Here is a 26,973-nt window from a genome sequence, read left to right on the forward strand (position 1 = left end):
TGATCAGTCTCGCGCGAGACTGATCAGCCGGCGATCGACGGCCCGGCGTCGGGGTGCGCTGCGCCATACGGAAAAATCGATGGTCGGTGACGGCGGGATCACCACGAGGGAGGGCCGGGAGACGTGGCGAGCAGCGGGACACCGGTCGCCTCGTCCGCCGCCCGTACCCGCAGCGAGCGCCGGCCCGAGATCGAGGGCCTGCGCGGCCTCGCCGCCGTCCTGGTGGTGCTCTACCACGTGTGGGTCGGGCGCGTCTCCGGCGGCGTCGACGTGTTCTTCCTGCTCTCGGGCTTCTTCGTGCTCGGGATGGTGGCCCGCCGGGCGATGCGCGGCGAGCGCGTCGACCTCGGTGCCACGTGGACCCGGCTGTTCTGGCGCCTCGTCCCGACCGCCGGCCTCGTCCTGCTCGCGAGCACCGTGGCCGCCGCGGTCCTGCTGCCGCCCTCGACGTGGGTGCGCAACCTGCGCGAGCTCGTCGCCTCCGGCCTGTTCCTCGAGAACTGGCGCCTCGCCACCGACGCGGTGGACTACTACGCCGACCACGGCACGGCGAGCGTCGCGCAGCACTTCTGGTCGCTGTCGATCCAGGCGCAGTTCTACCTCGCGGCCCCGCTGCTCGTGCTCCTCGTGGCGTGGTGGGCGCGCTCGCGCGGCGTCGACGTGCGCTCCGCGCTGCTGGTCGCCCTGTCCGCGGTCACCGTCGTGTCGTTCGTGCACTCGGTCCACGCCACCGCCACCGACCAGGCCTTCGCCTACTTCGACACCCGCACGCGGCTCTGGGAGTTCGCACTGGGCGGGCTGCTCGCCCTCGTCCTCGAGCGGGTGCGCCTCGGGTACCGGGCGCGCGCGTGGCTCGGGTGGGCCGGGGTCGTCGGGCTGGTGACCTGCGGCGCCGTGCTCGACGTCGGCGCCGCGTTCCCCGGCTACCTCGCGCTGTGGCCGGTGCTGTCGGCGGTCGCGGTGATCGTGGCCGGGCGGGCCGGCGCGGGCGAGCGGCTGCTCGCGTCGCCGACCGCGCAGTACCTGGGCAGCATCAGCTACCCGCTCTACCTGTGGCACTGGCCGGTGCTCGTGGTGGCGCTCGTGCTGATGGGGACGGCGACGCCGGGCCTGGTCGGCGGCGTGGTCGTCGTCGCGCTGTCGGTGGCGCTCGCGGTCGCGACCCACCACCTCGTCGAGGAACCGCTGCGCCGCGTGACCCTGCCGCGCCCCGTCGGCCTCGCCTCGCTGACCGTCGCGGCGAGCCTCCTGCCGGCGATGCTCGGGCTCGGCGTCTGGGCCGCGGTCGTCGCCGCGGACCGGGGCACGCCCGTCGCGATCGGCGACCAGGACCACCCGGGGGCCGCGGTCCTCGTCGCCGGCCAGGACAGCACCGGCGACCCGGCCGCGCCCGTCCGCCCCTCGACGGCGCGGGTGCAGGACGACTGGGCGGACTACCGCGACGCGTGCGCCCCGGTGCCCGACCACCCGGTGCTCGAGCAGTGCGTGCCGATCAGCCCCGAGGGCGAGCCGCAGCGCCGGATCACGGTGGTCGGCGACTCGCACATGCAGCAGCTCCTGCCCGCCCTCGAGCCGATCGCCCGCGAGCGGGGCTGGCAGGTCAGCACGCTGGTCCGCGCGCGGTGCCCGTTCTCGCTGGCGTCGGAGACCGACCCCGAGGACGCCACGTGCGTCGACTGGAACGCCGCCGCCGTCGAGCACCTCGCCCTCGACCCGCCCGACGCCGTCGTCGTCAGCGCCACCCGCGACGTCCGCGCCGGGCTGACCGAGCAGACGCCGGACGGGTTCGTGGCCGGCTGGCGGGAGCTCGACGAGCTCGGCATCCCGGTCGTCGCGGTGCGTGACAACCCGCGCTTCGACCACCGCCCGTCGGAGTGCTTCGAGACCTACGGGCGCGGCGCGGCGCCGTGCGAGATCCCGCGCGCCGAGCTGCTGGCGCCGGACCCGCCCTACGCGCTGCGCGACGACGTCCCGTCGAACGTCGCGTTCCTCGACCTCAGCAACGAGCTGTGCACGCCGGCGACGTGCCCGCCCGAGATCGGCAACGTGCTCGTCTACCTCGACGACAACCACCTGTCGGCGTCCTACAGCCGGACGATGTCCACGGCCGTCGGGACGCAGCTGCCGGCGCTCCTGGGCTGGTAGCGGCTCAGCCGGTGGGCTCCTCGCCCGCCTCGGCGAGGCCCTGCTCGTCGGGCTCGAGGTCGATGGCGAACGCGGGCTCGACCTCGTCGGGGTCGGCGTCCGGGGCGGCGTCGTCGGTGGGCTCGGGGCTGGTGACGCCCTGCTCGTCGTCGAGCTGCCGCTCGTCGGGGGTGCGCGGGTCGGTGCTCATCATCGGGAGCGGTACCCGGGATGCGCCGCGGCGACGCCGGCGGGCGTGTCACGGGCACGTTGCGGCCCCGAGGTTGCTCCCGGCGTCCCGGTCCGGGCCGTGACGTAGCCGACGCAGCGTGACCGCCAACCGTCCGGCCCCACACCCGTCTGGATCCGTGAGTGCGGGGCGTTCCCGGCGCTCGAGGTCGAAGGAGAGAGTCGGATGTTCGTCATCGTGGGCGTGGTCGTCGTGGGCGTGATCTTCCTGTGCGGGGCGCTGCTCGGCGTCAGCGTGGCCCAGAACCAGTCCGCGGACCGTGCCCGCCGCAACCAGCGTGACCGGCACATCTCGGCCGTGCGCACCGAGTCGCTGCTCTCGCACTAGGTCGCTGCTCCCGGACCGTCCGGGAACATCCGGGGGTCCCCGCGTCGTCGAACGCGGCATGGACGCCGACGCGGGGGAGCTCGACCTCTTCACCGACCTCGACGGTGACGGCCGGGTCGACGTCACCGCGGTGGACACCGACGGCGACGGGGTGCTCGACCTCGCCTGGACCGACGCCGACGGCGACGGGGTGGTCACCGGCGACGAGGTCCACCCGGTCACCGACGGCGCGTGGTCGCCCGACCGGTACCGCCTCGAGGACCGCGACGGGGTGCTGCCGCCGGGCGGCGAGGACGACATCCACGGCGACCCGGAGCAGGCGTCCTCGTACTGGTACGCGCAGTCGGTCAACGGCTACTGCGTGCCCGCCGCGGTCGCGCAGATCGTCGGGGAGTGGCAGGGGCAGAACGTCGGCGAGCCGGAGGTCGTGTCGCGGGCGGTGGCGCACGGCTGGCTCACCACCACCGACACCGACGGCGACGGAGTGCCCGACGACGCCTCGGGCATGACCTCGTCGGACGCCGAGGCGCTGCTGGAGAGCTACGGCATCCCGGCGACGACGACGCACGGCAGCCTCAAGGACCTCGAGTCCCTGCTCGACGCCGACCGCGACATCATCGCCTACGTCGACTCCGACGAGATCTGGTACGGCGCCGACGACGACGGCTCCGACGGGGGCTCCGACGCGAACCACGCGGTGGTGGTGACGGGCATCGACGACGAGCACGTGTACCTCGCCGACCCCGGCGACCCGAGCGGGGCGATCTCGGTGGTGCCGCGGGCGACGTTCGAGGACGCCTGGGACGACTCGGGCCGCGAGATGCTCGTGACCGACACCGCCCCGCCGCGCTCGGAGCCGGCGACCAACGCGCCGACGCACGAGGTCCCGGAACCGTCGGCGGGCGGCGCACCCCCGGCCGACGGGGCCGCCGGGAAGCCGGGCGCGGGGATGCTGATCTCGACGGGCTCGACCGGGGTGGTCCTGCTGCCGGTCGTGCTGCGCGACGTCGCCGTCGCGTCCGCCGCCGTCTCCGCCGCGCTCGTGGCCGCGGGCCTCGTCCGCCGCCGTCCCATGTGAGCGAACTTCGGGGCTATAGCCCCGAAGTTCGCTCACATGGGTCAGGAGGCGCAGGTGGTGGCGACCGTGCGGGCGACGCGGGTGGTGACGACGTCCCAGTTCTCCGCGGCCACGGGGTCGGTCATCAGCCAGTCCATGACGTCGTCGACGCCGGCGGCGTAGGCGCGCTGCTCGGGCGAGGAGTCGCCGTAGGTCGCGGCGAGCGAGCCTTCGCGGGCGGCGACCACGCCGGTCCACTGCCCGGCCGGGGTGCGCCCGAGCGTGGCGACCGTCTCGTCGATGGCGTCGGCGACCACCGTCGCGCACTGCCCGACGACGGCCGGGCTCTCCGCGGCGGGGGCCGGCGCGGTGGCCGCGGACGCGCTGACCGCGCTGACGAGGCCCGGGATCTGGGCGCCCATCCCGACCAGTGCCACGGCGGCGCCCGCGACGGCGACCGCCAGCGGCGCGCGGGTGCCGGCCTTCCGGCGCGGCGCGGGCGCGGGTGCCGCGGCCGGCACGGCGCGCGGCGGGGTCGGCACGCCGGTCACCGGGTCGCGGCGGTACGCGGTCGGCGGCGGGTAGCCGAGGCCGGCGGGGGCGGCGTCGGGGGCCACGCGGAGGGCCGGTGCGGGCGCGGGCCGGACCGCGTGCGTCACCGAACCGTCCTCGCGGCGGTGGTGCTGCCCCATGTCGACCCCCGAACGGCCTAGCCGGCGCGCGCCCGGTCGGACGCTGTGTGAGCGGTGTCGGCGAGGGCCGGGGTTCCGTTAGCCCCGCGGGCCGCGTACGGGGCGGGTCCACCGGGTCGGGTGAACGCGGTGCACCGGACGAAGGTCGGATCCGTGCGGGAAACCTGACGCGACCTGACAGGAACGGCTCCTAGCGTCGTCGCCATGACCACGTCGCTCGCCATGATCAACCTCGACGGCCCCGACCCGCGCGCGCAGGCCGCCTTCTACGGCGCGCTGCTGGGCTGGCAGACCGTCCACGCCGAGGACGAGTACGCGATGATCGCCGGTGAGGGCGCGCCGATCGGGTTCGGGCGCGTGCCGGGCTGGTCGGCGCCGCCCTGGCCCGACCCCGAGGGCACCAAGCGCTACCACCTCGACCTCGCCGTCGACGACCTCGACGCCGCGATCGCCCGGGCCCGCGAGCTGGGAGCGACGCTGCCCGAGCACCAGCCGGGCGAGACCTGGCGGGTGCTCATCGACCCGGTGGGTCACCCGTTCTGCCTGTGCCCTCGGTGACCCACACGGGCATTACACGGACTCGTCCTCTCTGACGACGCCACGCGCCCATCCGGTCCCTACTGTCCTCGAGGGGCGGCAGGGGGGCGACGACGTGCAGATCAGCGTGATCCGGCCGGACGAGCTGGGGGCGTCCGACCTCGATCTGTGGCGCTCGTTCCAGCGCTCCGGCCCGACGGCGCACCCCTTCCTCGCGCCGGAGTTCGTGCAGGCCGTGGGGCGGGTCGGGCGCCCGGTCCGGGTCGCGGTGCTCGAGGACGCGGGCCGCACGGTCGGCTTCTTCCCCTTCGAGCGCGGGCGGATGGGCTACGGCACGCCGCCCGCGCCCGGCCTCACCGACGCGCACGGCCTGGTGCACGCGCCGGACGCCGAGTGGGATCCCCAGCAGCTCCTGCGCGCCTGCGGGCTGTCGGTGTGGGAGTTCGACCACCTCGTCGACGGCCAGAAGCCCTTCGAGCGCTACCAGGCCCTGCGGGTGCCGTCGCCGGTCATGGACCTCGGCGGCGGCTACGCGGCGTTCCGGGCCGAGGTGCGCGCGCGGTCGAAGTCGTTCCTCTCCGAGCTCGAGCGCAAGGGCCGGGCCCTGGGCCGCGACCACGGCGCCGTGACGTTCACGCTCGGCACCGCCGACGTCGAGGACCTGCGCCGGATCATGGCGTGGAAGTCCGAGCAGTACCAGCGCACCTACCGCAGCGACCGCTTCCGCGTCCCCTGGATCCGCGAGCTGCTCGAGTCGCTGCTGGCCACGCCGTCGGAGACCTTCGCCGGCACGCTCTCGGTGCTGCGGGCCGGCGACACCCCGGTGGCCGGCCACTTCGGGCTGCGCCACGGCCCGGCGCTGGCCGGCTGGTTCCCGGCCTTCGACGCCCGGTTCCGCCGCTACTCCCCGGGCCTGCTGCACCACCTCCTGCTCGCCGAGCACGCCGCCGCCGCCGGCATCGTCGAGATCGACATGGGGCGCGGGGCGAAGGGCTACAAGGACTGCTTCCGCAGCCGCGACCTCGTCGTCGCCGAGGGACGGATCGTGCGCCGCAGCCCGTCCGCGGCCGTGCACTGGGCCCGCCGCGAGCCCGTGCGGCGGCTGCGCAACCGCGTGCTCGACGACCCGCGCCTCTACCGCGCCGCGGACACGGTGCTCAAGCGGGCCGCGACGGTGCGCACGAAGGTGCTCCGCCCCGGCTAGGTCCGGTACGGCAGCGCCACGATCCCGTTGTCGAACGCCGAGCGCAGCGGCACCGCCGGCCCGTCGGCGCGCAGCCCCGGCAGCCGGTCGAGCACCGCCCGGAACAGGGCCCCGAGCTCGCGGCGCGCGAGGTGCGCCCCGAGGCACAGGTGCGCACCGGGCCCGCCGAAGCCGACGTGCGGGTTGGGCCGGCGCCCGACGTCGAAGGTGTCGGGCGCGTCGAACACGGCCTCGTCGCGGTTGGCCGAGCCGTAGAACAGCACGACCTTCGAGCCCGCGGGCAGCAGGTGGCCGCGCAGCTCGTGGTCGCGGGTCAGGGTGCGGCGGAACTGCACGATCGGCGAGCACAGCCGCACGATCTCCTCGATCGCCGTGCCCATCAGCGCGTCCGGGTCGGCGGCGAGGCGGTCGCGCTGGTCGGGGTGCTCGGTGAGCAGCACCAGCCCGTGCGACGCGGCGTTGCGGACGGTCTCGTTGCCGGCGACGAGCAGCAGGTCGAAGAACGAGCCGAGCTCGCGCAGCGAGAGCCGCTCGCCGTCGACGTCGGCGGTGACCAGCGCGGAGAGGATGTCGTCGCCCGGGTCGCGCCGGCGCGCCCGACCCAGCCCGACGACGAAGCGGCGCAGGTCGACGATTGCGCGCAGGTTGCCCACCAGCAGGCGGGCGGTGGCGAGGCGGTGCATCTCGCCGCGCACGCCGGAGTACTCGGTCATGACGTCGATGCGCGAGAGCACGTGGTCGCGGCGCTCGCGCGGGATGCCGAGCATCGAGCAGATGACGTGGATCGGCAGCTCGCGGGCGGCGTCGGCCACGAAGTCGCCCGTGCCGTGCCGCGCCAGCCGGGCGACGATCTCGTCGACGGTGTCGGCGATCTCCCCGTCCAGCGCATCGAGCCGGCGCGGGGCGAAGGCGCGGGACACGATCCGGCGCAGCCGCGCGTGCCGCGGGTCGTCCATGTTGACCAGGGGGCGCCCGAACACCAGCGGCAGCCACGGCGGCGGCTCCGGGCTCACGGCGGCGGGCTCGCTGGAGAACACCGCGCTGTTCCGGCTCGCCTCGAGCACGTCGGCGTGGCGGACCAGCGCGTGGAACCCGCCGCCCGGGCGCAGCAGCGGCACCCGGGGCTCGGGGAAGAACACGGGGCGGTCGAGCGCGCGCAGGCGGGCGAACGCGGCGAGGCGCTCGGGCTCCGGGCGGGCCCAGAAGGCGAGGTCGGTGAGGTCGGGCGGCGCGGGGGCGCTGCTCTCCGGGGCGAGCCCCACCGTCAGCCCGCCCGCGACGGCAGCGCCCGCGCGCCCAGCAGGTCGTGGCGCACGGCGAGCGAGGCGGCCTCGAGCCGCGAGTGCACCCCGAGCTTCGAGAGCATCGACTGGACGTGGCTGCGCACGGTGAGCGTGGCGATGCCGAGCCTGCGCTCCATCTCGCCGGTGCTCACGCCGTCGACCAGCAGCGACAGGCACTCCAGCTCACGGTCGGTCAGCAGCGACACCAGCCGCCGGGCCTGCGCGCCGGCCGGGTCCTGGTCCTGCGGCGCGCGCGGGGCGGTCACGACGGTCTCGCCGGCGGCCACCCGGCGCAGCGCCCGCAGCAGCGAGTCGACACCGTGGCTGCGGTGCAGGTAGGCCCGGGCCCCGGCGCGGATCGCGGCCTCGACCGAGGAGCGGTGCCCGTCGGAGGTCAGCACGACCACGCCCGTGCGCCCGTCGCCCGCCTCGTGCAGCGCGCGCACGAACCGGGAGACGTCGCGGTCGGCGTCACCGAGGTGGTCGGCGATGACCACAGCGGGCCGGACGGTCGCCACGGCGGCGGCCAGCCCCTCCCGACCCGCAGGGCCGAGTGCGACGCGGTGCCCCTGGGCACTCAGCGTCGGCTCCAGCAAGTCCGTGAGCAGCGTTCCGCGGCCCCCCACGACCAGTTCCATGGTTCCCCCCAGGAACTCACACCGTTCGGCATCCTGGTACGCCCCCCGGCACCATGAGAGTGACCACTCGATCGAGGGCACGTCAAGCACGGGGAGTGACCAATATGAGGGAGGCTCTCAGGTTCCTCAAGGAGAGTGGCGCCCACCAGGAGGGTATCGCTGGACTTTTCGGGTGCAGGCTCGTCGAGGTTGCCTGACTCCGTGTCACGAAACGGTACCGATCCCCGCTGCGGAGCGTTTCTCCTGCATCTTGGGGACGACCGGGGTGCACGGCGTGCCTAGTGTCCACGGACCGTGCGTCCCGTCCAGGTCCTCGTCGTCGCGGACCAGCTGCTGCGCGACCTGCTCGTCGCGCGGTGGTCGCGCGAGCCGTGGCTGGCCGTCGTCTCCGGGCGCACCGACGAGACCTGGGAGGACCTGGCCGCCCGGCGCGCCGACGTCGTCGTCCTCGACCTCGCCCTGCACCCGCCCCGGTGGGAGAGCGCCGTGGCGGGCCTGCGCGAGGCGGCCTCCGGACCCCGGGTGGTCGTGCTCGCGGAGCCGGGGGACGAGGAGAGCGCGCACGGGGCCGCCCGCGCCGGCGCCTCGGGCTGGCTGGTGGACGGGTCGTCGGTGGACGAGCTGACCGCGGCGGTCCGCCTCGTGCACGAGGGCCACGGCGTCTACCCGTCGCGGGTGCTGGCCGCGGTGCTCGACGGCCTGCGCGACGACATCGCCGAGGCCCGGCGGCCCACCGGTCGCCTGTCCGCGCTCACCGAGCGGGAGGTCGAGGTGCTGCGCGCCCTCGTCGACGGCCTCTCCGCCCGCGACGTCGCCGACCACCTCGACGTCGCGGTCAACACCGTCCGGACCCACACCCACCGGATCTTCCGCAAGCTCGGGGTCCACGGCCGGCTCGAGGCCGTCCGCATCGCCCGCGCCGAGGGTCTCGCCCCGCTCGCGGAAATCGCGACGGCGCCGTCCTCGCGTCCTGTCCGACTCGTGCGCGAACGGGCCGACGAGGGGTTCGAACCCTGATGAATTGTGACTACTCCTGCTGCTCCTCCGAGGCGATCCGGACACCCGGGCCCCCGTCGTAGCGTCGCCTCCCTGAGGGACCCCGGTCCTCCTCCCGTGCCTCCCGAGACACCAGATCGGCCGCGCGGGACGAACGGCCTCGACCCACCACCGTCGCATCCGGGGGTCCCGACCACCTTGATGGAGGAATGGTGACCGTCCAGCGCAACGGCGAGGCGGGGGAGGGGCGGCGCGGTCCCCTCCCCCCGTCCCCCCGCGCCTTCCCCGAGGCGTTCCCCGAGGCGTTCCCCGAGGTCCCGCTGCCCCGGGTCGTGCCCGGCCGGGCCGTGGAACGGGGGGCGGTGGAACGGGCGGTCGCACGGGAGGGACCCCGCCTGGACAAGGTCTCCCTGGTCATCCCGGCGATGAACGAGGCCACCAACATCGCCTGGGTGCTCGGGCACGTGCCGAGCTGCATCGACGAGGTGGTGCTGGTCGACGGCCACTCGCGGGACGCGACGGTGATGATCGCGCAGACCGTGCGGCCCGACATCCACGTCGTCGAGCAGGTCGGGACCGGGAAGGGCGACGCGCTGCGGGAGGGCTTCCTGGCGGCCACCGGCGACCACATCGTCATGATCGACGCCGACGGCAGCATGGCGCCCGACGAGATCCCGCACTTCCTGCACTTCCTCGACAACGGCTACGACTTCGTCAAGGGCTCCCGCTTCATGGGCGGGGGCGGCTCGCGGGACATCACGCGCCTGCGCCGCAGCGGCAACCGCGTGCTCGTGGGCATGGTCAACCGGATGCACGACACCGTGCTCACCGACCTCTGCTACGGCTACGTCGCCTTCCACCGGCGCTGCCTGCCGTACCTGGACCTCAGCCGCCCCGGCTTCGAGGTGGAGACGTCGCTGACGATCTCGGCGCTGCGCGCGGGCTTCCGGATCGCCGAGGTGCCGAGCCTGGAGATGCCGCGGCGCCACGGGCACTCCAACCTCCACGTCGTCCGCGACGGCACCCGCGTGCTGCGCACCCTGCTGCGCGAGCACGACCGCGGGCCCAGCGGCCGCGCGGTGCAGCAGCTGCGCCGCCTCGTGCACGAGCGGGCCGAGCACCGCGACCGGGCGAGCGTGGCGACCGCGCCGGACCCCGTGGGGCCCTGACGTGGACCCCGCCGCCCTCCTGCGGCGCGTCCCTCTCTCCACCGCCCGCCTCGTCGCCAGCCTCACCGGGGCCGCGCTCGCGCTGGTCGCCGGCTGGTGGGCCGCCGTGGTCCTCGACGGCCGGGAGCCGCTGCCCGTCGCCGCGGTCCTGCTGCTCGTCCCCGCGCTCGCCGTCGCCGTGCCCACCCACCGCCTGGAACCGGTGGCTCGCGCGGTGATCGCGGTGGGCTGGACGCTCGCGCTCGACACCGTGGTCGCCCAGGTGATGCTGGCGCTCGGGCCGTGGGACGTGCGGCTCGGCGTGCTGGTCGTGACCGGGATCAGCGTGGCGGTGTGGGTCGGCGTCGAGCTCGCGACGGCGCGCTCGGAGCGGGCGGCGGCCGGGCGCACGGCGAGGACGGACATCTCCGCCGAGGTGAGCACGTGAGGTTCGACGTGGTGCAGCCCGCCGAGCTCACGTCCGGCGAGATCGGCCGGTGGCGCGCGCTGCAGGCGCTGACCCCGACGTTGCACACCCCGTTCCTGTCGCCGGAGTTCACGCGGGCCGTGGCCCGCTTCCGGCCCCGCACGCGCGTCGGGGTGGTCCACGAGCGCGACGAGATCGTCGGCTTCTTCCCCTTCGAGCACGCGCCGCTGGGCCGCGGCCTGCCCGTCGCGCCCGGGCTGAGCGACGCGCAGGGCCTCGTGCACGCGCACGACGCCACGTGGGACGCGCGGGAGATGGTGCGCGCCTGCGGGCTGTCGGTGTGGGAGTTCGACCACCTCGTGGCCGGCCAGCACGTCCTCGACGCGTACCGCACGTCGGGCGCGCCGTCGCCGGTCATCGACCTCACCGACGGCTTCGACCCCTGGTACCAGCTCGTCCGGGCCCGCTCCTCCCGTGTCCGCGATCTGCCCCGGCGCGCGCGGCGGCTGGAGCGCGAGCACGGCCCGCTGCGCTTCGTGCTGGAGGCCGCCGACGACACGGCGGCCGGCGCGCTCGACACGGTGCTGGAGTGGAAGTCGGCGCAGTACCAGCGCACCGGGCGCTCCGACCGCTTCGCCCGGCCCTGGATCCGCGGGCTGGTGCACCAGCTGCTGGACCAGCGCGACGGCACCTTCCGCGGCTGCCTGTCGCTGCTCTACGCCGGCGACGAGCTGGTCGCCGGCCACTTCGGGCTGCGCGACCACGGCGTCGTCCCGACCTGGTTCCCGGCCTACGCCCCGAGCATGGGCCGGTACTCGCCCGGGCTGCTGCTGCACCTCGCCATGGCGCGCGCGGCGGCCGACGACGGTGTGGCGCTCATCGACATGGGCCGCGGCGCCAAGACCTATAAGGACGAGCTGAAGTCCGGCGACACCACGGTCGCCGAGGGGCGGGTCGCGCGCCTCGTGCCCGCCGCGGCGCTGGCGTGGGCGCGCACCGCGCCGGTGCGCTCGGCGCGCCGCGCGGTCGACCGCAACCCGCGGCTCTACGGCGTCGCCGACCGGGTGCTGCGCGCCCGCGGCCGCATCCGCCCGCCCGGACACGTGAACGGGGTGTCGGCATGACGCGCACGGTCTCGGTGGTCATCTGCGCCTACACCGACGAGCGGTGGGACGACGTCCTCGCCGCGGCGTCGTCGGTGGCCGAGCACCAGACCACGGCCCCGCACGAGCTGATCGTCGTCGTCGACCACCACCCCGACCTGCGCGACCGTCTCGCCCGCGCACTCCCGGACGCCCACGTCATCGCGAACGCCCAGGCCCGCGGCCTGTCCGGCGGCAAGAACACCGGGGTCGCGGCCGCCACCGGCGAGGTCGTCGCGTTCCTCGACGACGACGCCGTCGCCGGCCCCGACTGGGTGCGCACGTTCGCCGCGGGCTACGACGACCCCGACGTGCTCGGCGTCGGCGGGCTGACGCTGCCCTGGTGGGCCACCGAGCGGCCGACGTGGTTCCCCGAGGAGTTCGACTGGGTGGTCGGCTGCACGTTCGTCGGCCGCGACCCCGGCCCCGTGCGCAACCTGCTGGGCGGCAACGCCTCCTTCCGCCGCGACGCCTTCGAGATCGCCGGCGGCTTCCCCTCCCACATCGGCCGCACCGCCGCCCGGCGCCGCCCGCTGGGGTGCGAGGAGACCGAGTTCTGCATCCGCGTCGCGGCCCACCGGCCCGGCGCGCGCTTCGTCCACGACCCGCGCGCGGTGATCTGGCACCGTGTCCCGCCCGCCCGCGAGGGCTTCCGCTACTTCCGCGCGCGCTGCTACGCCGAGGGCCTGTCGAAGGCGCTGGTCACGCGCAGCGTCGGGGCCGCGGCCGGGCTCGCCGCCGAGCGCAGCTACGCCGCGGTGACGCTGCGCCGCGGGGTGACGCGCGGGGTGCGCCAGGCCTGGCGCGGCGACCGCCACGGCCTCGCGCGCGCCGGCGCCATCACCGCCGGGCTGCTCACCACGACCGCGGGCTACGCCGTCGGCACCCTGGCCCGGAGCGCGTCGTGACGGCGCCCGTGACCGTCCCCGTGCTCATGTACCACGCGGTCGCCGCGCGGCCCGCCGACGCAACGTACGGCCTGTCCGTGCACCCCGACCGGTTCGCCGCGCAGCTCGAGCTCCTCGCCGCCGAGGGCTTCACGACGATCACGGTCGGCGAGCTCGCTGCGATCCGCCGCGGCGAGGCCACCGCGCCCGAGCGGCCCGTCGCACTGACCTTCGACGACGGGTATGCCGACTTCCACCGCGAGGCCCTCCCGCGCCTGAGCGCCGCCGGCGCCACGGGCACGCTGTTCGTCACCACCGGGTGGCTCGACGACGCGGGCCCCGAGACGGCCGGGCACCCGCTGGACCGGATGCTGTCGTGGTCGCAGGTCGCCGAGTGCGACGCCGCCGGCATCGAGGTCGGCGCGCACAGCCACAGCCACGCCCAGCTCGACCAGCTGCCCGACGCCGCGCTGCGCGACGAGCTCGCCCGCCCCCGGCGCCTGCTCGCCGAGCGCCTCGGGCACGAGGTGCCGCACCTCGCCTACCCCTACGGCTACTCGAGCGCGCGGGTGCGCCGCGCCGTGGCCGACGCCGGCTACCGGCTGGCCGCGAGCGTCGGCAACTTCGCCGCCGGCCCGGGCGCGGACGGCTACGCCCTGCCGCGTCTGACGGTCGCGCGGGACACCGGCCTGGACACCTTCGGGCGCGTGGTCCGCGGGGAGCACCACGCCCGCATCTACTGGAAGGAGCGGACCCTGACCGCCGGGTACCTCGTCGTGCGGCGCGGCCGGTCGGCCCTGTCACGGTCGGCTCTGGCCGGGCGGGCCCGCTCGTGACCGCCGGCTCCGTCGACGCCCGCACGGCGACGCTGCGGGTGGGCGACGCCCCGGCGCCGTCGCGGCGGGCCCGGCTGCGGTCGCACCTCACCGACCCGTTCTCGCGGAACTCCTACGCGCTGATCGTCAACACCGGCATGACCGGGCTGCTCGGGCTCGTCTTCTGGTTCCTGGCCGCACGCTTCTACACGCCCGAGGACGTCGGGCGCGCCTCGGCGCTGATCTCGGCGATGACCCTGCTCTCGGCGATCGTCGGCATCAACATCACCGGCACCCTGAGCCGGTTCCTGCCCCGGAGCGGGCGGCGCACGGCGCGCCTGGTGCTGGTCAGCTACGGGCTCAGCTCGCTCGCGGTCGCGGCGCTCGCGGCCGGGTTCGTGCTCACCCTCGGCTGGTGGGGGCCGTCGTTCGGGCTGCTCGCGAGCCCCTGGGCGGCGATCGGGTTCGTCGGCGTCGCCGTCGCGGCCAACATCTTCACCGTCCAGGACGGCGTGCTCGTCGGCATGCGCGGCGCGGGCTGGGTGGCGCTCGAGAACACCGTGTTCGGCATCGTCAAGGCGGGCCTGCTGGTGCTGCTCGCCACCACGCTGCCCGCCACCGGCGTCTACGTCGCGTGGATCGTCCCGATGATCCTGCTCTGCCTGCCCGTCAACCTGCTCGTGTTCGCGCGCCGGGTGCCGCGCCACGCCCGCGAGACCGCCGGCGGCACGGCCACCGGGATCCGCGGGTTCCTCGCCGGCGACTTCATCGGCGCGCTCTTCGGCTTCGGCGCGATCTACCTGATCCCGGTCGTCGTGGCCGCCGCGCTGCCGCCCTCGACGTTCGCGGTGTTCTACATCGCCTGGATGATGGCCGCGGTCCTCAACCTGGTGCCCAACAACCTCGCGCAGACGCTCACCGTCGAGGGGGTCTTCGACGCCGACCGGCTGGCCCGCTACGCGCGCTCGGCGCTGGTGCGCTCGGTCGCGCTGCTCGGGGCGGCCGCGGTGGGCCTGCTCGTGCTCGCCCGCCCCCTGCTGTCCTTCCTCGGCCCGGACTACGCCGCCGCCGCGCCGCTGCTGCAGCTGCTGGCGCTCGCGGCGCTGGGGCGCGCGGTGATGGAGGTCTGGCTCGGCGTGCTGCGCGCTCAGGGACGAGCCCGGTCGATCGTGCGCTGGCAGGTCGTCTCCGGCACCGTCGTGGTCGGCACCGTCGTGGCGGGCCTGTTCCTCGGCGGCGGCACGCTCGGGATGCCCATCGACCCCGTCACCGGCGTCGGGGTGCTGGTGCTGGTCAGCCAGGTGGCCGTGGCGCTCCTGGTGCTGCCCCGCCTGCTGCCCGTGATCGCCGTCCGGCGGCCGGCCCCGTTCGACCCGTGGCGCCCGAGCCCGACCCCGCGCCCGTCCCCGACCCCGTCCCCGACCGGCACCGACCGGCGCGTGATCCCCCTGCAGGTGGTCGTGCGCGAGCGGACGACGGCCGCCGGGGAGGCCCCGCCGGCACCCCCGGTCGAGGACACCGCCGAGGAACCCGTGGAGGAACCGGTCGAGGACCCCGCGCCCCGCCCGGCGCGGGCGACGCCCGAGCGCTCGCGGTGGCAGCGCTTCCTGATCTCGGTCGACCGCGGCGGCCCGGCGGTGATCGTCGCCATGGCCAGCCTGCTGTCGCTGGTCATGATCCTCGAGCCGCTGATGTGGGTGAACCTCGACGGTCTCGGCGGCTGGGGCCTGATCGCCGTGCTGCCGGTGCTCACGCTCGTCGGGGTGGCGCTGCTGCTGGTCAGCGTCGTCGCGGCCATCGCGCTGGCCCGCGAGCACAAGGTCCTGCTGACCGCCCAGCTCGTCGCCGTGTGCTGCGCGCTGCACGGCCTGACCGCGCTCATCGAGCCGCTGCCCCGGTTCCCGACGTCGTACGTGCACCTCGGGTTCGTCGACTTCATCTCGACGTTCGGCACCGTCGCCCCCGACGTCGACGCCCGCTTCAGCTGGCCCGGCTTCTTCGCCCTGGTGTCGTTCGTGTCCGACGGGGCGTCGCCGACCGACCTGCTGCCCCTGGTGCGGGTGACGCCGCTGCTGTCGAACCTGCTCTACCTGCTCGCGCTGTGGCTGATCCTGCGCACCCTGCGGATCAGCTGGCGCGGCAAGTGGTTCGCCGCGCTGCTGTTCACCGTCCTGCAGTGGATCGGGCAGGACTACTTCTCGCCGCAGGGCTTCACGTTCCTGCTCTACATGATCTTCATCGGGATCCTGCTGACGTGGTTCCGCCCGGTGGGTCGCGAGGCCGTCGGCTCCGCGGGGCGCCCGGCGTGGGTCGACGGCGCGCTGCGCCGGACACCGTCGTGGCTGCGCCGTGCCGGGAGCGCGACCCGGCGGGGCGTGCGCCGGGTGACCGGGACGCCGACCCAGGCGGGCGAGGCGGCCGCGCGGCCGTCCTCCCCGGCCACCCGCGTCGCCCTGCTCGGGCTGCTGCTGGTGATCTTCGCGGCGGCGACGACGAGCCACCAGCTCACCCCGTTCGTCATGGTGATCGCCGCCGGGGCGCTGGCGCTGGGCCGGCGCTCCACGCTGCGCGGGCTGCCGGTGCTGCTCGGCGTGCTGCTGGTGGCCTGGGTGAGCCTCATGACCGCCGCGTACTGGACCGGCCACCTCAACGACCTCCTCAGCGGCGTCGGCGACGTGTCCGGCAACGTCGCCACCAGCATCGTCGCCCGCTCCGGCGGGGACGTGGCCCACGCCGCCGTGGTGCTCGTGCGCGTCGCGCTGTTCGGCGTGCTCGCGGTCGGCTCGGTGGTGGGCCTGCTGCGCCGCCGCCACCGCGGGGTCGACGACCGGGTGGTCGCGCTCCTGCTCGCCGTGCCGTTCCTGGCCGTGCTGGTGCAGAGCTACGGCGGCGAGATCGGGCTGCGGGTGTACATGTTCGCGCTACCCGGCGCGTGCGTGCTCATCGCGATGGCGTTCTTCCCCGAGACCTCGCGGGGCACCGGGTTCCGGGCGGCGTTCGGGTCGATCTGGCGCTACGTGGCCGCGGGGCTCGTCGTGCTGGTGCTCGGCGCGGCCTACGGGGTCGCGGCGTACGGCAACGAGGCCTTCGAGCGCGTGTCGCCGGGGGAGCTGGCCGCCGTGCAGTGGGTCTACGACCGACCCGGCAACGCCCAGGTCCTCTTCCTCACCGACTCCCTGGACTCCGGGGCGACCCCGATGATGCCGATCGGCTACACCGACATGATCGGCGTCGGCGTGCGCGCGACGCTCGCGTCGCCGGACGCCGCCGCCAACACCGGGGTCATTGTCGAGCAGCTCGCCTACTGGGGCGGCAGCACCTACTTCGTCACCTCGCGCTCCGAGGAGCAGTACCTCGAGGTCAGCGCCGGCTACCCGCGCGGCTGGGGCCAGCAGCTGCGCGCGGCGCTGGCCGCCGACCCCCGGCTGGAGAAGGTCCTCGACACCGGCGACGCCCAGGTCTGGGTCCCGCGCAACCCCCAGGCGTTCGACCCGATCACCGGGCGGGTCCCGGAGCTGCTCGGCGTGCGCATCGGGCCCACGGAGTGGACCCCGGTCGGGGTGACGGTACTGATCGGGCTGGTCGGCGTGCTGCTCGCGCAGCAGATCTGGGCGCTGCGCCGCCCGGGCCGGGCCGCCGTGGCCACCACGGTGTTCGTGTGGGGGCCGCTGCTGCTCGCGTTCCTGGCGGTGGTGGTCGAGCGCCTGTTCGCGCTGACCTGACCTGGCTACTGCTCAGACGCCCTGCCACTACACACCCTGGGGCACCCAGCGGACCTCGTAGGGCCCGAGCTCGACGTCCGCGCCCTCGACGGTCGCGGTGACCGGGGCGTCGCTGGTGTTGACCAACACTGTGGCGCGCGGCCCGCGCGCGCCGAACACCGGCGGCGTGACGCCGACGTCGGCGACCGGGGCGCCCGGCGGGAACTGGCGCGCGAACTCCTGCAGCGTCGCCAGGAACGGCTCGGGCTGCCCGTTCGCGGCCCACAGCCCGGTCGGCGACGACGCGTTGCGGGCGGCGGCGTTCCAGTAGAAGGACGTCGCGACCCCGGTGCGCGCGAACTCGACGAGCCCCGCCGCGCGCTGGGCCAGCCGCTTCTCCGGCGGCCAGCGGGCCGCGTCGGGCTCGACGTACCACTCGGCCCACCACAGCGGCAGCGACGTCCGGCCCTGGATCCAGCGGTTGACGTCGCCGATCTTGGCCAGGGCGGTGACGTCGTCGGGCGCGCCCTCCTCGGTGGTGGTGTGCCCGTCGACGACGACGAAGTCGGCGCCGGTCTTGTTGTCGTTCCAGTAGCCGAACGCGTCGAGGATGCGCTGGTCGACCAGCCCCCACGGCCCGGTGAGCTCGGAGGGCCCGGTGTAGACCCCCGGCGGCGGCGCGGTCATCTCGATGTAGGGCCCGCCGACCTGGTTGCCGGGGTCGACCTCCTTGAGCGCGTCGTAGACGCGGTTGTAGAGGTCGGTGTACGCGGGGCCGTCCCAGGTCTTGGTCTGCTCGTTGAAGAAGCCCTTGAACTCGTTCCACACCTGGAAGTGGTGGACGTCGGGGTAACGGCGGGAGATCTCGGCGGCGAGGTCCGCGAAGTCCTGGTAGTGCTCGGGCAGGGGGGCGACCTCGAGCCGGCTCCAGTCGGTGCTGCCCTCCGGGCCGCCCTTCATCCAGTCCGGCGCGCAGCACAGGGTGATCACCGGGGTGCCGCCGCTGCGGCGGATGAAGTCCATGCGGGCGTCGAGGCTCGCGAAGTCGTACTCGCCGGGCGAGGGCTCGGGGTTGGCCACCCCGAACCCCATGATGTGCTGCGCCTGCGGCATCGGCTGCGCGCCGAGCGCGGCCGCGATCGCCCCGGCCGCCTGAGGACCGGCGTCGATCGCGCTGAACTGGGTGTGGGTGAGGCCGGGGCCGAGCACGTTCGACGGCGCGGCCGACGCGCGCGCGGACCCGCTCTCGCAGCCTGCCGCGAGCAGCAGGGTGGCCGCGGCGGACAGCGCCGCCAGCACCCGTGGCCACCGGACGCCCTGGCTCCGCATCTGCCCCCCACCCCCACGCGCGTGATCGCCGCGCCCGGAGTCTAGCCCTCGATCGAGTAGGAGAGTGGTGAGGAACACAGGGACCCCGGCGAGATCACCGCCGGCGGCGTACGAGGCCCCCGAGGTAGGCCGCCTGCCCGGCGTGCTGGATGTCGTCGTCGACCACGCTGACCAGCCGCACCCCGCGCGTCACGGGCGGGTCCCAGCGGTCGTCGATGACCTCGTCGAGATCGTCGCCGGACAGCGTCCGCAGGTAGGCCACGGTGCGCTCGTGGACGGCGTCGAGGTAGCCGGTGAGCAGCGCGGGGTCCTCGACGCGCACGGACGCGACCTGCTCGGAGGTGTGCCCGTAGCCGATCGAGGCGTCGTCGAGGGGCAGGTCGAAGCGGCGCGCCCACCCGTCGGCGGTCCACACCTGCTCGGTGCCGGCGAGGTCGGCCACGTGGTCGTCCTGCACGCGGGTGAGGTGCCAGACGAGCCAGGCGATCGGGTTGGCCTCGGCGTCCGCGCGCCAGCTCAGCTCGTCGGCGGTCAGCCCGTCGACGGCCCGCCGCGCGTCGTCCTGCGCGCGGCCGAAAGCGTCGACGAGTACGTCGATGGCGTCCATGGATCGACCTCCGGTCCGCGTCACCGCACCGAGGCGAAGACGACGACGTTGTCCTGGTACGACAGCGTCCTCTCGTCGAAGGGCCCGCCGCACGTCAGCAGCCGCAGCTGGGGCGTGGTCGCGGGCCCGTAGATCCGATCGGACGGCAGCGTGTCCTTCGGGTAGTACTCCACGCTGTCGACGGCGAAACGCGCCGTCCCGCCGTCGGAGCGCGGCACCTCGATCATGTCACCGGGCCGCAACCGGTCGAGCTGGGCGAACACCGCGGGCCCGCGCCGGGTGTCGACGTGGCCCGCGAACACCGCGGGGCCGGGGTCGCCGGGCACCGCGCTGGCGGTGTACCACCCGACCTGCCCGAAGTCGGTGGGCACCTGCAGGGCCCCGCGGTAGTCGATGCGCAGGTCGGTGAGCGCCAGTGCGGCCAGCCCGATCGACGGGATCTGCATGCCGGTCGGGCGCAGGCCCTCCGGGGCGGCGAGCGCCGCGGCCAGCGGCATCCGGGGCGCGGGTGGGACGTCGGCGTCGTCGGAGAACAGGCCCGAGAACCAGTCGCCGATCGCGGTGAGCAGCGTCGGCGTGGCCAGCCCGCCGAGCCCGGCCTCGGTGCCGCCGCGCGGCACCGGCGGCATGCGCGGTGCCGGGGGCAGCGGCGTCTCCGGGTCGGGCGTGGGGCGCGGGGTGGGCGTCGCCGGTGGTGTGGTCGGCTCGGTGCCCGGGGCGGGCACGCCGGCGACGGTCGCCGCGTCCGCCACCGCCTCGACGATCAGCTGGCCGTCGGGCTCGCGGCCGACGAACAGCGTGGTCACCCCGGTGTCCGCGAGCGTCACCGTCGTCCGGTTCGTCGAGCCGAGCCGCGAGCGGACGTCGACCTGCCACGCGCGGGCCGGCACGGTGACGTACGGGGTGGTCGAGCCGTAGAAGAGGTCGGTGGCCAGCGGCGGGCCGCCCCGGAGCTCGATGTCCAGGGCGCCGACGCCGTTCGCGCCCTGCACCACCCGGACCTGCGCCGACCCCGCGGGCGCCGGCGCGGTCTGGTCGTCGAGCACCTGCAGCTCCGGGGCGCCCGAGGTCGTCGAGTCGACGAACGCGGCGGTCTGCGCGGTGCCGGCGGGCACCTCGACCGACACCCGCACCGCGGGCGGGCTGTCCGGCGCGGCCCCGGCGGGGCGCGCGGTCAGCGTGTAGGTCCCGGCGGGCTCGGTGAGGTAGGGCGAGGTGCCGCGGTAGGCGACGCCCGGCGCGACGAGGGTCTCGGGCGCGTCGGGGCCCGTGACGTACATGTCGACCGCCGGGGTGACCGGTGACAGGTGGGCGATGCGCAGCATCCCGGTGGCGGCGTCGGCGGTCGCCGTCCGGACCCCGAGCCCGACCGTCAGCCCGGCCACGGCGAGCACCACCGCGATGAGCGCCACCCACAGCAGCGGTCGGCGCGACCACCGCCGAGGTGTCGGGGCGGGGGTCTCTGCGGGCTGGTCCGGCTCGGGCACGGGGGGAGCTCCTCGGGGGTGGGGGAGACGGGGGTGGTTCAGGAGGTGGCGCGGGGGAAGCGGCCGCGCCAGACGACGACGCCGCGGACCTCGACGGCGCGGCCCTCGAGCACCGACACGGCGTCGGCGAGCCGCGTCGGCGGGCCGCGCCGGGTGTCGACGGCGACCAGGGCGGCGCGCACGCCGACCTCCCGGATCCGCGCCAGCGCGTCGTCGTCGGCGCGGGGGCGGCGCAGGGAGTGGACGGCGGGCGCGTCCCGGTCGTCGGGCGGGGGCCGGCGCACGTCCGGGGTCAGGTCGCGCAGAGGCAGGACGTCGCCGGTGATGCGGGCCGCCTCGACGAGGTCGCGCCCGAGGTCGCGGGCGCGGGGTCCGGCGAGCTGGAGCACGAGCACCGGGCCACGGCCGCGCACGACGTCGGTGTAGAGCCGGGTGAGCACGGCGGGCACGTCGTCGCCGGGGTGCAGCACGGCGTGCGGGCCGTCGACGCGGGCGAGCGCGAGGGTGCGGTCGCGCCGGGCCCGCGCGGCGCGCTCGCCGCGCAGGCCGCGCGCGACGAGGGTCGCGACGGCGGCGAGCAGGAGCACCGCGAGCGCGGCGAGCAGGGCCTCGGCGAGCGGGGAGCGCTCGGTGGCGACCACCGGGTCGCCGTCGGGCAGCAGGCGCGGCGCCGGGGCGGCGGTGCGGCCGGCGATCTCGGTGGTGAGCGCGGCATAGCGCTGCTCGAGCAGCGCCCGCGCGGGGTCGCCGAGCGGGGTCGCGAGCAGCCTGGTGCCGGTGTCGCGGAGCTGGTCGTCGAGCGGCGCGGTCGCCGCCCGCAGGCCCGCCGCGTCGACGCGGGCGAGGGCCTCGGCCAGCGCGCCCGTCGCCGCGCCCGCGAGGGCCCGCGCCTGCTCCGGTGACCGGCCGCGGGCGACGACGGTGACGATGCCGGCGTCCGACGCGCCGACCTCGACGGCGTCGGCGACCTCGTCGGTGCCGATGCCGCCGGCCGCCGCGATCGCGACCTGCACGGGCGTCGTGGCGGCGAGCGCGACGGCGCTGCGCGCGGCGCCGGCCGGCGTGCCGACCGCGGTGGCGGTGGCCGTGACCGTCGGGGAGCGCAGGAGCGCGACCAGCGCGGCGACCAGCAGCGCGACCGCGAGCGCGGCGGCGACCCACCCACCTCGCGGCACCTGATCACACTAACGGGTCACTGCGCCGTTCGGAGCACTACCGGGACGACCGGTCCCGGGTTCTGCTGCTCTCGGCGAACACGGCCCCGACGGGCCCGCCGACGGCCCAGGCTGGGCCCATGAGCTCCAGCCTGTACGTGGCCCTGCGCAGCGGCCACGAGCACACCGTCACCGGCCTCGACGACGACACCGCCGCGTCGCTGCGCCACCGCATCGTCGCCCACCTCGAGGCCCGCGAGTCGCACCCGACGCTCGACCTGGGCGACGGCACCACCCTGCGCACCGACGCCGTGGTGATGGCGCGCCTGCACGACGAGGGGCCGCGCACCGGCTTCGTGGGGACCTGACGCGTCAGGAACCGCTGCCCGGCCGCCGCGGGCCGGGGAGCGCCACGGCCCGCACGCGCACGGTGATCCCGCGGCGCCGCGCCAGGTAGGCAGCCACCCGGCGGCGGGCGGTGCTCGGCGCGGGGTGGGCCGGGGCGAGGTCGTCGAGCACGCGGTCCCACAGCGCGGGCAGGTCCGGGTCGTCCCAGTCGGAGCCGGCGAGGTCGATCACCGTGGGGGTGTCGCGCCCGGCGCCCACCCACTCGATCGCCAGCTCCACGACGTCCGCCGGGTCCCAGGCCATGCCCAGCACCTGCGCGGCCCGCGCCTCGGCCGGGGTCATGCCCCGCAACGAGGGGAGGCCGGCCAGGCCGGCCAGGCCCCCGCGACGGTGACCCCGCCGGCGCGGCCGTGTGGTGGTGACACCGCTCCCCATGACAGCCCCCCATGCTCGCTGCGCGTGAGCGACCCGCCCCCGGTGCTCACTCGGTCAGGCTATCGCGTTGCTCGGAACGACGCGACGGTGACCGTCAGCGAAGCAAGCTGCTGTGAACCATCGGTTGACAGAGGTGCCAGACTGGCAGCTGTGAACCTCGCGTTGTCACTGGAAGGCGCCGTCGCCGAGACGTCCCGGCGGACCATGGTCGACGACCCCGGCCCGAAGCTCGACGACCGCGCGGGCGAGCGCGCCGCGCGCCACCGGGCGCTCGCCGGGCTGGGCGCGGCACTGCACGTCGAGGCCGAGGCCCGGGCGGCCGCCGCCGCGATCACCGCCGGGCACGCCGGCGCGGCGGTGTGGCTGGGCGCGAGCCTGGCCGACCTCGGCGGCGTCACCGGCCGCTCGCGCCAGGCGGCCCGCAAGCGCTGGCCGGACCTCGGCGCGGTGCACCGGCGCCGGCACTGGCTCGGCAACCACGTCGACGACATCCTCTGGGCGGCGCGCCTCGTGCTCGAGGCCGCCGACGCCCTCGAGGGCGTCGAGCCGTCCGCGCGGGCCGCGCTCGCCGGCGCGGTGGCGGCGGCCGAGCGCGACTTCGCCGGCGAGCCCGCCGACCTCGACGCGGCCGTCGGGCGCTGGCGGGCCCTCGACGCGCTCGTCGACCGGCACCTGCGGGACCTCCTCGCGGGCGTGCCCGACGAGCCCGCCGATCCCGGTGCCGCGTTCGCGGCGCACGGTGCCCGCGGGCTGCTGCGGTACTACGACCACGCGGTGCAGGCGCCCGAGGACCACTCCGCGGGGTGATCCCGGGAACGAAGCGTCGCCGTCCCGCCCGGCGTGTCGGCGGCGATTCCGCCGGAGGGGGCGCCACCGGCCACGACGGTCGGCGCAGCGTCACCGTCCGGCGGTCGCCGTCCCCCACGCTCGTCCCGCCCCCGCGGGGGGCGCCCCGGCCGGGACCACGGGCGATGACCAGCGGTGCCGCCCCGGCCCCGGACGCGCCCGGAGCCCCGCGGGCCTGTTCGTCTCCGGCGTCGACGACCCGCTAGGGAACCGTCATGGGGACGACCACGCCCATCCACGACACGCTGGCCGGAGCGCCTCTCGAGGTCCCGGTCCGGCCCACACCCAGCCCGCGCGTCGCGCCCTCGGTCGCCGAGGACGCCGAGCGGGTCGTCGCGCTCGCCTGGCAGGAGGCCGACGAGCGCGGCCACGCGTACTTCGGCACCGGGCACCTGCTGCTCGGTCTCGTGCGCGCCGGCGGCACGGAGGCGGGGGTCCTCGCCGTCGCCGGCGTCACCCCGGAGATGGCCGACGCCGCGATGGCGCTCGTCGTGCTGTCGTCGGTGTCCGAGCCCGTGGTGCGGGCCGCGGCGGGCGCCCGGCCGCTGCCCGGGGACGCGGTCGCCGAGGTGCTGCGGGACGCGTCGCGCACGGTGGCCGACGCCGGCGACCCGGCCGAGGTGACGGCCGCCGGGCTGCTCACCGCGCTCGGCGCGCGGCCCTGGGGGCAGGCGGCGGAGATGCTCGCGGCCCTCGGCGTCGACGCCGCGGAGCTCGCCGCCGCCGTCGCGACCCTCGCGGCGGCGCCGGAGGACCCCGACGCGCCGGCCCGGCCGACGCCGCGGGACCCGAGCGGGCTGCTGTCCTCGGCGTGGCGGTCCGCCGGGGAGGAGATCGCGGAGGAGATCGCTGAGGAGGAACTCACCGACGCGTGACGCCGGCCCGTCCCGCCGGACAGAATCGGTGACCATGGCGAAGCCGAGCTGGATCCGTGCCGAGGACGGCGACTGGTACCGCGTGTCCGAGGTGGTCGCGGTGAAGACGCTGCCGCACCCCGACGGGGGGTTCATGGTCACCGTCGAGACCCACCGGCACGACAACATCGACGTGACCGGCCGGCTCGACGACGTCGAGGGCGCCTCGCAGTGCCGTGACGCGGCCGCCGGCCTGCTCTCCAAGGTCGAGGAGGGCACCGTCATCACCTACTCGACCGGCGGGTTCTCGGCGGAGCAGGTGGCGTAGGGACCCTCAGGGACGGGGGCCGTACGCGGTCAGGAACCGGTCCCGGAAGGCGTCCATCCGCCACACCGGCGTCCCCGGGTCGGGGGTCAGCCCGTCCGCCCAGCCCCAGTCGTCCACCGCGCCGAGCACGGCCGGGTCCCGGCTGACGATCGAGATCGGGACGTCCCGGTCCGGCGTCGGCCCGGTGACGGCGGGCGAGGCCTGGTGGTCGCCGAGGATCACGAGCACCGGAGCGCGGTCGGGGCGCGCGACGGCCTGGCGCTCGACCCAGCCGTAGAGCGTCGAGAGCGAGTACTCGATGCTGCGGCGGTAGTCCTCGCGGACCTGCGGCGCCGGCGTCGTGAAGATCGACTGAAACGAGCGCTGCGGCTCCTGCGGGCCGAACACGCTGCCGTCGCCGACCGCCTCCCACGGGACGGTGCGGGGCAGCGGCGCCCACGGACCGTGGCTCGAGGTCAGGACCAGCTCGGCCATGGTCGGCGGCGCGCCCGGCCCGCGCTCGAGGCGGTCGAACGCGCTGAGCAGGTACTGGTCGGGCATCGGCGACCAGCTGAACCGCGGGCCGCGGTAGCCCAGGTCGTCGTGGGTGTAGGCGCGGTCGAGGCCGAAGAACGCCGCCTCCGGCCAGGGGCCGGTGGTGCCGGGCTGGACGGTGACGGTGCGCCAGCCGGCCTGCTCGAACGCGCGGGTGAGCGTCAGCCGGCTCGAGGAGACGAGGTCGGTGTGCCGCTGCTCGCCGTCGATCCACAGCCCCGAGAGCAGCGTCGCGTGCGCGAGCCAGCTGCCGCCGCCCGCGACCGGCGACGTGAGCTTCCCGGTGCGCGCGGTGTACCCGACCGCACCCAGACGGCGCTCGCCGTCGTCGACGACGGCGCGCACGGGCCCCGCGAGCCCGGGGTCCTCGAGCGCGGACATGCCGTAGCTCTCGACCACCGCGACGACGACGTCCCGCCCCCGCAGTGCGGTGAGCAGCCGGTCGTCGGGCACGTCGGCGAAGGCGTCGACGCCGGCCTCGCGGGCGAAGGCCTGCTGGTCGCGGACGCCGGCGTCGATCGCGACGGCCCGGTCGACCGCGCGGATCGAGGTGTCGCGGGAGGCGACGGGGACGCCGGGCACGAGCTGCAGCGACAGCGTCCAGGCCACGAACCAGGCCACGGCCAGCACGGCGGCGAGCCGCAGCGCGGCCGCGCGGTGGCCGGCGGCGAGGCGCGCGAGCCGGGCGACCGCGCCGCCGGTGCCCACCACCAGCCCGATCCCGAGCAGGGCGACGAGCACGGCGACGACCACGCCGACGGTGGGGCCCGAGGTCTCGGCGACGAAGTCGTAGGCGTTGCCCAGCAGCACCGCGTCGCGCGCCGGGTCGAACGGGCGCGCGATCGCCGCCGAGAAGCCGAGGTCGAACAGCGTCAGCACCAGCATGACCCCGAGCACCACGCCCGCGAGCCACGCCAGGACGCGCCGCGCCCACGCGGGCAGCGCGACGGCCACGACGAGCGCCACCAGCACCTCGAGCGGGACCCGGACGAACGCCGGCTCGACCAGCCGCGCGATGTCGCCGGGCAGCAGCAGCGCGAGCAGCACCAGCGCCCCGGCGAGCAGCGTCAGCACGCCGGCGAGGCCGCGGCGCACGCGCACCGGGTGGTCGTCGGCGCCGCGCCACAGGCGCACCACGTCGCGCCCGAACGACCACAGCAGGGCGGCGAGCGCCGCGGCCACGAGCACCGTCGCGGCGACGGCGGGCAGCAGCGTCGACGCGGCCACGACGAGCACCACGCCCTGCGCCGCGGCGACGACCTTGCCCGAGAACAGCGGCCGCAGCTCGCCGCCCAGCCACGGCAGCACGACCATCGCCGCGACGAACAGGTAGCGCGCCAGCCCGATGAGCAGCACCCACGAGCCGAGCTGCCCCGCGACGTGCCACGACAGCACGAGCAGCAGGAACGCGTCGAGCTCCATGTCGAAGCGCGCCCCGAACACCGACGCCACGTTGCGCCGGCGCGCCACGGCCCCGTCGACCCCGTCGAGGGCCAGCGCGACCGCGGCGAGGACGACCAGCGCGGGGGTCGAGACCGGGTCGGCGACGAGCGCGGTGACGCCGACGACGAGCACCCCGCGCACGAGCGTGACGCGCCCCGCCGGGCCCAGCGCGTCGACCGGCGCACCGGCGAGCAGCACGACGAGCGCGGCGGCCGCCGTCGCCCCGACGACGATCCCGAACGGTCCCAGTCCCACACCCTGCGCCAGCACGCCCAGCAGGCCCGCGCTCACGAGCGCGCCGCCGACGAGCTCGGCGGTCAGGATCGGGGGCGGGCGTCGCACACGTGCCAGCATGGCCGCCCGGAGATCGCCGTGGGTCG

At 75.9% G+C, this 26,973-nt stretch carries 26 protein-coding genes; 16 read left to right on the plus strand and 10 right to left on the minus strand.

Annotated elements, in window-relative coordinates:
- The first annotated feature begins 123 nt into the window (after window positions 1-123).
- A complete protein-coding gene (locus ACFPK1_RS26925) occupies window positions 124-2,145 on the plus strand; it encodes an acyltransferase family protein (RefSeq protein ID WP_378024031.1) in 2,022 nt (673 codons plus the stop codon).
- Window positions 2,146-2,149: 4 nt separating this feature from the next.
- Here ACFPK1_RS26925 and ACFPK1_RS26930 read toward each other — a convergent pair whose 3' ends face one another.
- Window positions 2,150-2,335: a hypothetical protein gene (locus ACFPK1_RS26930; RefSeq protein ID WP_378024032.1), complete on the minus strand. Its 186-nt coding sequence runs from the start codon at window positions 2,333-2,335 to the stop codon at window positions 2,150-2,152.
- 204 nt (window positions 2,336-2,539) lie between these two features.
- Between ACFPK1_RS26930 and ACFPK1_RS26935 the strand changes: the two genes are divergently transcribed.
- Entirely contained in the window at window positions 2,540-2,701 is a 162-nt protein-coding gene (locus ACFPK1_RS26935) for a hypothetical protein (RefSeq protein ID WP_378024033.1), read from the plus strand.
- 58 nt (window positions 2,702-2,759) lie between these two features.
- Window positions 2,760-3,779, plus strand: a complete 1,020-nt coding sequence (locus ACFPK1_RS26940) for a C39 family peptidase (RefSeq protein ID WP_378024034.1) — start codon at window positions 2,760-2,762, stop codon at window positions 3,777-3,779.
- A gap of 41 nt (window positions 3,780-3,820) precedes the next feature.
- Here the strand turns inward: ACFPK1_RS26940 and ACFPK1_RS26945 are convergent, their stop codons facing one another.
- Window positions 3,821-4,417: a hypothetical protein gene (locus ACFPK1_RS26945; RefSeq protein ID WP_378024035.1), complete on the minus strand. Its 597-nt coding sequence runs from the start codon at window positions 4,415-4,417 to the stop codon at window positions 3,821-3,823.
- Window positions 4,418-4,654: 237 nt separating this feature from the next.
- Here ACFPK1_RS26945 and ACFPK1_RS26950 point away from each other — a divergent pair, with 237 nt between their 5' ends.
- Both ACFPK1_RS26950 and ACFPK1_RS26955 read left to right on the plus strand, forming a co-directional pair.
- Window positions 4,655-5,008, plus strand: a complete 354-nt coding sequence (locus ACFPK1_RS26950; RefSeq protein WP_378024036.1) for a VOC family protein — start codon at window positions 4,655-4,657, stop codon at window positions 5,006-5,008.
- A 94-nt stretch (window positions 5,009-5,102) separates the two neighbouring features.
- Complete coding sequence (locus ACFPK1_RS26955; protein ID WP_378024037.1) at window positions 5,103-6,191, plus strand: GNAT family N-acetyltransferase; 1,089 nt, start codon at window positions 5,103-5,105, stop codon at window positions 6,189-6,191.
- Here ACFPK1_RS26955 and ACFPK1_RS26960 read toward each other — a convergent pair.
- Both ACFPK1_RS26960 and ACFPK1_RS26965 read right to left on the minus strand, forming a co-directional pair.
- Window positions 6,188-7,453 carry a cytochrome P450 gene (locus tag ACFPK1_RS26960; RefSeq protein ID WP_378024038.1) on the minus strand — a complete coding sequence of 422 codons (1,266 nt, stop codon included), beginning with the start codon at window positions 7,451-7,453 and terminating at the stop codon, window positions 6,188-6,190. The genes ACFPK1_RS26955 and ACFPK1_RS26960 overlap by 4 nt on opposite strands.
- A gap of 2 nt (window positions 7,454-7,455) precedes the next feature.
- Window positions 7,456-7,992 carry a LuxR C-terminal-related transcriptional regulator gene (locus ACFPK1_RS26965; RefSeq protein WP_378024039.1) on the minus strand — a complete coding sequence of 179 codons (537 nt, stop codon included), beginning with the start codon at window positions 7,990-7,992 and terminating at the stop codon, window positions 7,456-7,458.
- 414 nt (window positions 7,993-8,406) lie between these two features.
- On the opposite strand from ACFPK1_RS26965, the gene ACFPK1_RS26970 reads away from it, so the two are divergent.
- The 7 genes from ACFPK1_RS26970 to ACFPK1_RS27000 all read left to right on the plus strand — a co-directional run bounded on the left by ACFPK1_RS26970 (window position 8,407) and on the right by ACFPK1_RS27000 (window position 17,249).
- Window positions 8,407-9,129, plus strand: a complete 723-nt coding sequence (locus ACFPK1_RS26970) for a helix-turn-helix transcriptional regulator (RefSeq protein ID WP_378024040.1) — start codon at window positions 8,407-8,409, stop codon at window positions 9,127-9,129.
- 191 nt (window positions 9,130-9,320) lie between these two features.
- Window positions 9,321-10,277 (plus strand): glycosyltransferase family 2 protein, encoded by a 957-nt coding sequence (locus ACFPK1_RS26975; protein WP_378024041.1) that lies wholly within the window; start codon window positions 9,321-9,323, stop codon window positions 10,275-10,277.
- Between the two features lies 1 nt (window position 10,278).
- A complete protein-coding gene (locus ACFPK1_RS26980) occupies window positions 10,279-10,704 on the plus strand; it encodes a hypothetical protein (protein WP_378024042.1) in 426 nt (141 codons plus the stop codon).
- Window positions 10,701-11,807: a GNAT family N-acetyltransferase gene (locus ACFPK1_RS26985; protein ID WP_378024043.1), complete on the plus strand. Its 1,107-nt coding sequence runs from the start codon at window positions 10,701-10,703 to the stop codon at window positions 11,805-11,807. The genes ACFPK1_RS26980 and ACFPK1_RS26985 overlap by 4 nt, the downstream gene beginning before the upstream one ends.
- Window positions 11,804-12,733 carry a glycosyltransferase family 2 protein gene (locus ACFPK1_RS26990; protein ID WP_378024044.1) on the plus strand — a complete coding sequence of 310 codons (930 nt, stop codon included), beginning with the start codon at window positions 11,804-11,806 and terminating at the stop codon, window positions 12,731-12,733. Before ACFPK1_RS26985 ends, ACFPK1_RS26990 begins: the two co-directional genes overlap by 4 nt.
- Window positions 12,730-13,548, plus strand: a complete 819-nt coding sequence (locus ACFPK1_RS26995) for a polysaccharide deacetylase family protein (protein ID WP_378024045.1) — start codon at window positions 12,730-12,732, stop codon at window positions 13,546-13,548. The genes ACFPK1_RS26990 and ACFPK1_RS26995 overlap by 4 nt, the downstream gene beginning before the upstream one ends.
- Window positions 13,545-17,249 (plus strand): hypothetical protein, encoded by a 3,705-nt coding sequence (locus ACFPK1_RS27000; protein WP_378024046.1) that lies wholly within the window; start codon window positions 13,545-13,547, stop codon window positions 17,247-17,249. Before ACFPK1_RS26995 ends, ACFPK1_RS27000 begins: the two co-directional genes overlap by 4 nt.
- A gap of 27 nt (window positions 17,250-17,276) precedes the next feature.
- Here ACFPK1_RS27000 and ACFPK1_RS27005 read toward each other — a convergent pair whose 3' ends face one another.
- The 4 genes from ACFPK1_RS27005 to ACFPK1_RS27020 all read right to left on the minus strand — a co-directional run bounded on the left by ACFPK1_RS27005 (window position 17,277) and on the right by ACFPK1_RS27020 (window position 21,826).
- A complete protein-coding gene (locus tag ACFPK1_RS27005; RefSeq protein ID WP_378024047.1) occupies window positions 17,277-18,557 on the minus strand; it encodes a GH39 family glycosyl hydrolase in 1,281 nt (426 codons plus the stop codon).
- A 94-nt stretch (window positions 18,558-18,651) separates the two neighbouring features.
- Window positions 18,652-19,164, minus strand: coding sequence for a mycothiol transferase (locus tag ACFPK1_RS27010; protein WP_378024048.1), 513 nt, complete (start codon window positions 19,162-19,164; stop codon window positions 18,652-18,654).
- 20 nt (window positions 19,165-19,184) lie between these two features.
- Window positions 19,185-20,651, minus strand: a complete 1,467-nt coding sequence (locus tag ACFPK1_RS27015) for a class F sortase (protein ID WP_378024049.1) — start codon at window positions 20,649-20,651, stop codon at window positions 19,185-19,187.
- Window positions 20,652-20,689: 38 nt separating this feature from the next.
- Window positions 20,690-21,826: a hypothetical protein gene (locus tag ACFPK1_RS27020; protein ID WP_378024050.1), complete on the minus strand. Its 1,137-nt coding sequence runs from the start codon at window positions 21,824-21,826 to the stop codon at window positions 20,690-20,692.
- A 119-nt stretch (window positions 21,827-21,945) separates the two neighbouring features.
- Here ACFPK1_RS27020 and ACFPK1_RS27025 point away from each other — a divergent pair, with 119 nt between their 5' ends.
- Window positions 21,946-22,173 carry a hypothetical protein gene (locus ACFPK1_RS27025; protein ID WP_378024051.1) on the plus strand — a complete coding sequence of 76 codons (228 nt, stop codon included), beginning with the start codon at window positions 21,946-21,948 and terminating at the stop codon, window positions 22,171-22,173.
- Between the two features lie 4 nt (window positions 22,174-22,177).
- Here the strand turns inward: ACFPK1_RS27025 and ACFPK1_RS27030 are convergent, their stop codons facing one another.
- Window positions 22,178-22,495 carry a hypothetical protein gene (locus tag ACFPK1_RS27030; RefSeq protein ID WP_378024052.1) on the minus strand — a complete coding sequence of 106 codons (318 nt, stop codon included), beginning with the start codon at window positions 22,493-22,495 and terminating at the stop codon, window positions 22,178-22,180.
- 243 nt (window positions 22,496-22,738) lie between these two features.
- Between ACFPK1_RS27030 and ACFPK1_RS27035 the strand changes: the two genes are divergently transcribed.
- From ACFPK1_RS27035 to ACFPK1_RS27045, 3 genes are all read left to right on the plus strand, one after another.
- Entirely contained in the window at window positions 22,739-23,395 is a 657-nt protein-coding gene (locus ACFPK1_RS27035) for a hypothetical protein (RefSeq protein WP_378024053.1), read from the plus strand.
- Window positions 23,396-23,649: 254 nt separating this feature from the next.
- Window positions 23,650-24,309 carry a Clp protease N-terminal domain-containing protein gene (locus ACFPK1_RS27040; RefSeq protein WP_378024054.1) on the plus strand — a complete coding sequence of 220 codons (660 nt, stop codon included), beginning with the start codon at window positions 23,650-23,652 and terminating at the stop codon, window positions 24,307-24,309.
- A 34-nt stretch (window positions 24,310-24,343) separates the two neighbouring features.
- Complete coding sequence (locus ACFPK1_RS27045; RefSeq protein ID WP_378024055.1) at window positions 24,344-24,616, plus strand: hypothetical protein; 273 nt, start codon at window positions 24,344-24,346, stop codon at window positions 24,614-24,616.
- Between the two features lie 6 nt (window positions 24,617-24,622).
- Here ACFPK1_RS27045 and ACFPK1_RS27050 read toward each other — a convergent pair whose 3' ends face one another.
- Window positions 24,623-26,935, minus strand: coding sequence for a CDP-alcohol phosphatidyltransferase family protein (locus ACFPK1_RS27050; RefSeq protein WP_378024056.1), 2,313 nt, complete (start codon window positions 26,933-26,935; stop codon window positions 24,623-24,625).
- Window positions 26,936-26,973: the final 38 nt, after the last annotated feature.

The sequence above is a fragment of the Actinomycetospora rhizophila genome (assembly GCF_042657905.1).
GTDB classification, from domain to species: Bacteria; Actinomycetota; Actinomycetes; order Mycobacteriales; family Pseudonocardiaceae; genus Actinomycetospora; species Actinomycetospora rhizophila.

Coding starts and splice junctions, on each gene's coding strand:
- ACFPK1_RS26930 (WP_378024032.1), bottom strand. CDS start 2,335: ATGAGCACCGACCCGCGCACCCCCGACGAGCGGCAGCTCGACGACGAG.
- ACFPK1_RS26935 (WP_378024033.1), top strand. CDS start 2,540: ATGTTCGTCATCGTGGGCGTGGTCGTCGTGGGCGTGATCTTCCTGTGC.
- ACFPK1_RS26940 (WP_378024034.1), top strand. CDS start 2,760: ATGGACGCCGACGCGGGGGAGCTCGACCTCTTCACCGACCTCGACGGT.
- ACFPK1_RS26950 (WP_378024036.1), top strand. CDS start 4,655: ATGACCACGTCGCTCGCCATGATCAACCTCGACGGCCCCGACCCGCGC.
- ACFPK1_RS26990 (WP_378024044.1), top strand. CDS start 11,804: ATGACGCGCACGGTCTCGGTGGTCATCTGCGCCTACACCGACGAGCGG.
- ACFPK1_RS27005 (WP_378024047.1), bottom strand. CDS start 18,557: ATGCGGAGCCAGGGCGTCCGGTGGCCACGGGTGCTGGCGGCGCTGTCC.
- ACFPK1_RS27010 (WP_378024048.1), bottom strand. CDS start 19,164: ATGGACGCCATCGACGTACTCGTCGACGCTTTCGGCCGCGCGCAGGAC.
- ACFPK1_RS27025 (WP_378024051.1), top strand. CDS start 21,946: ATGAGCTCCAGCCTGTACGTGGCCCTGCGCAGCGGCCACGAGCACACC.
- ACFPK1_RS27030 (WP_378024052.1), bottom strand. CDS start 22,495: ATGACCCCGGCCGAGGCGCGGGCCGCGCAGGTGCTGGGCATGGCCTGG.
- ACFPK1_RS27040 (WP_378024054.1), top strand. CDS start 23,650: ATGGGGACGACCACGCCCATCCACGACACGCTGGCCGGAGCGCCTCTC.
- ACFPK1_RS27045 (WP_378024055.1), top strand. CDS start 24,344: ATGGCGAAGCCGAGCTGGATCCGTGCCGAGGACGGCGACTGGTACCGC.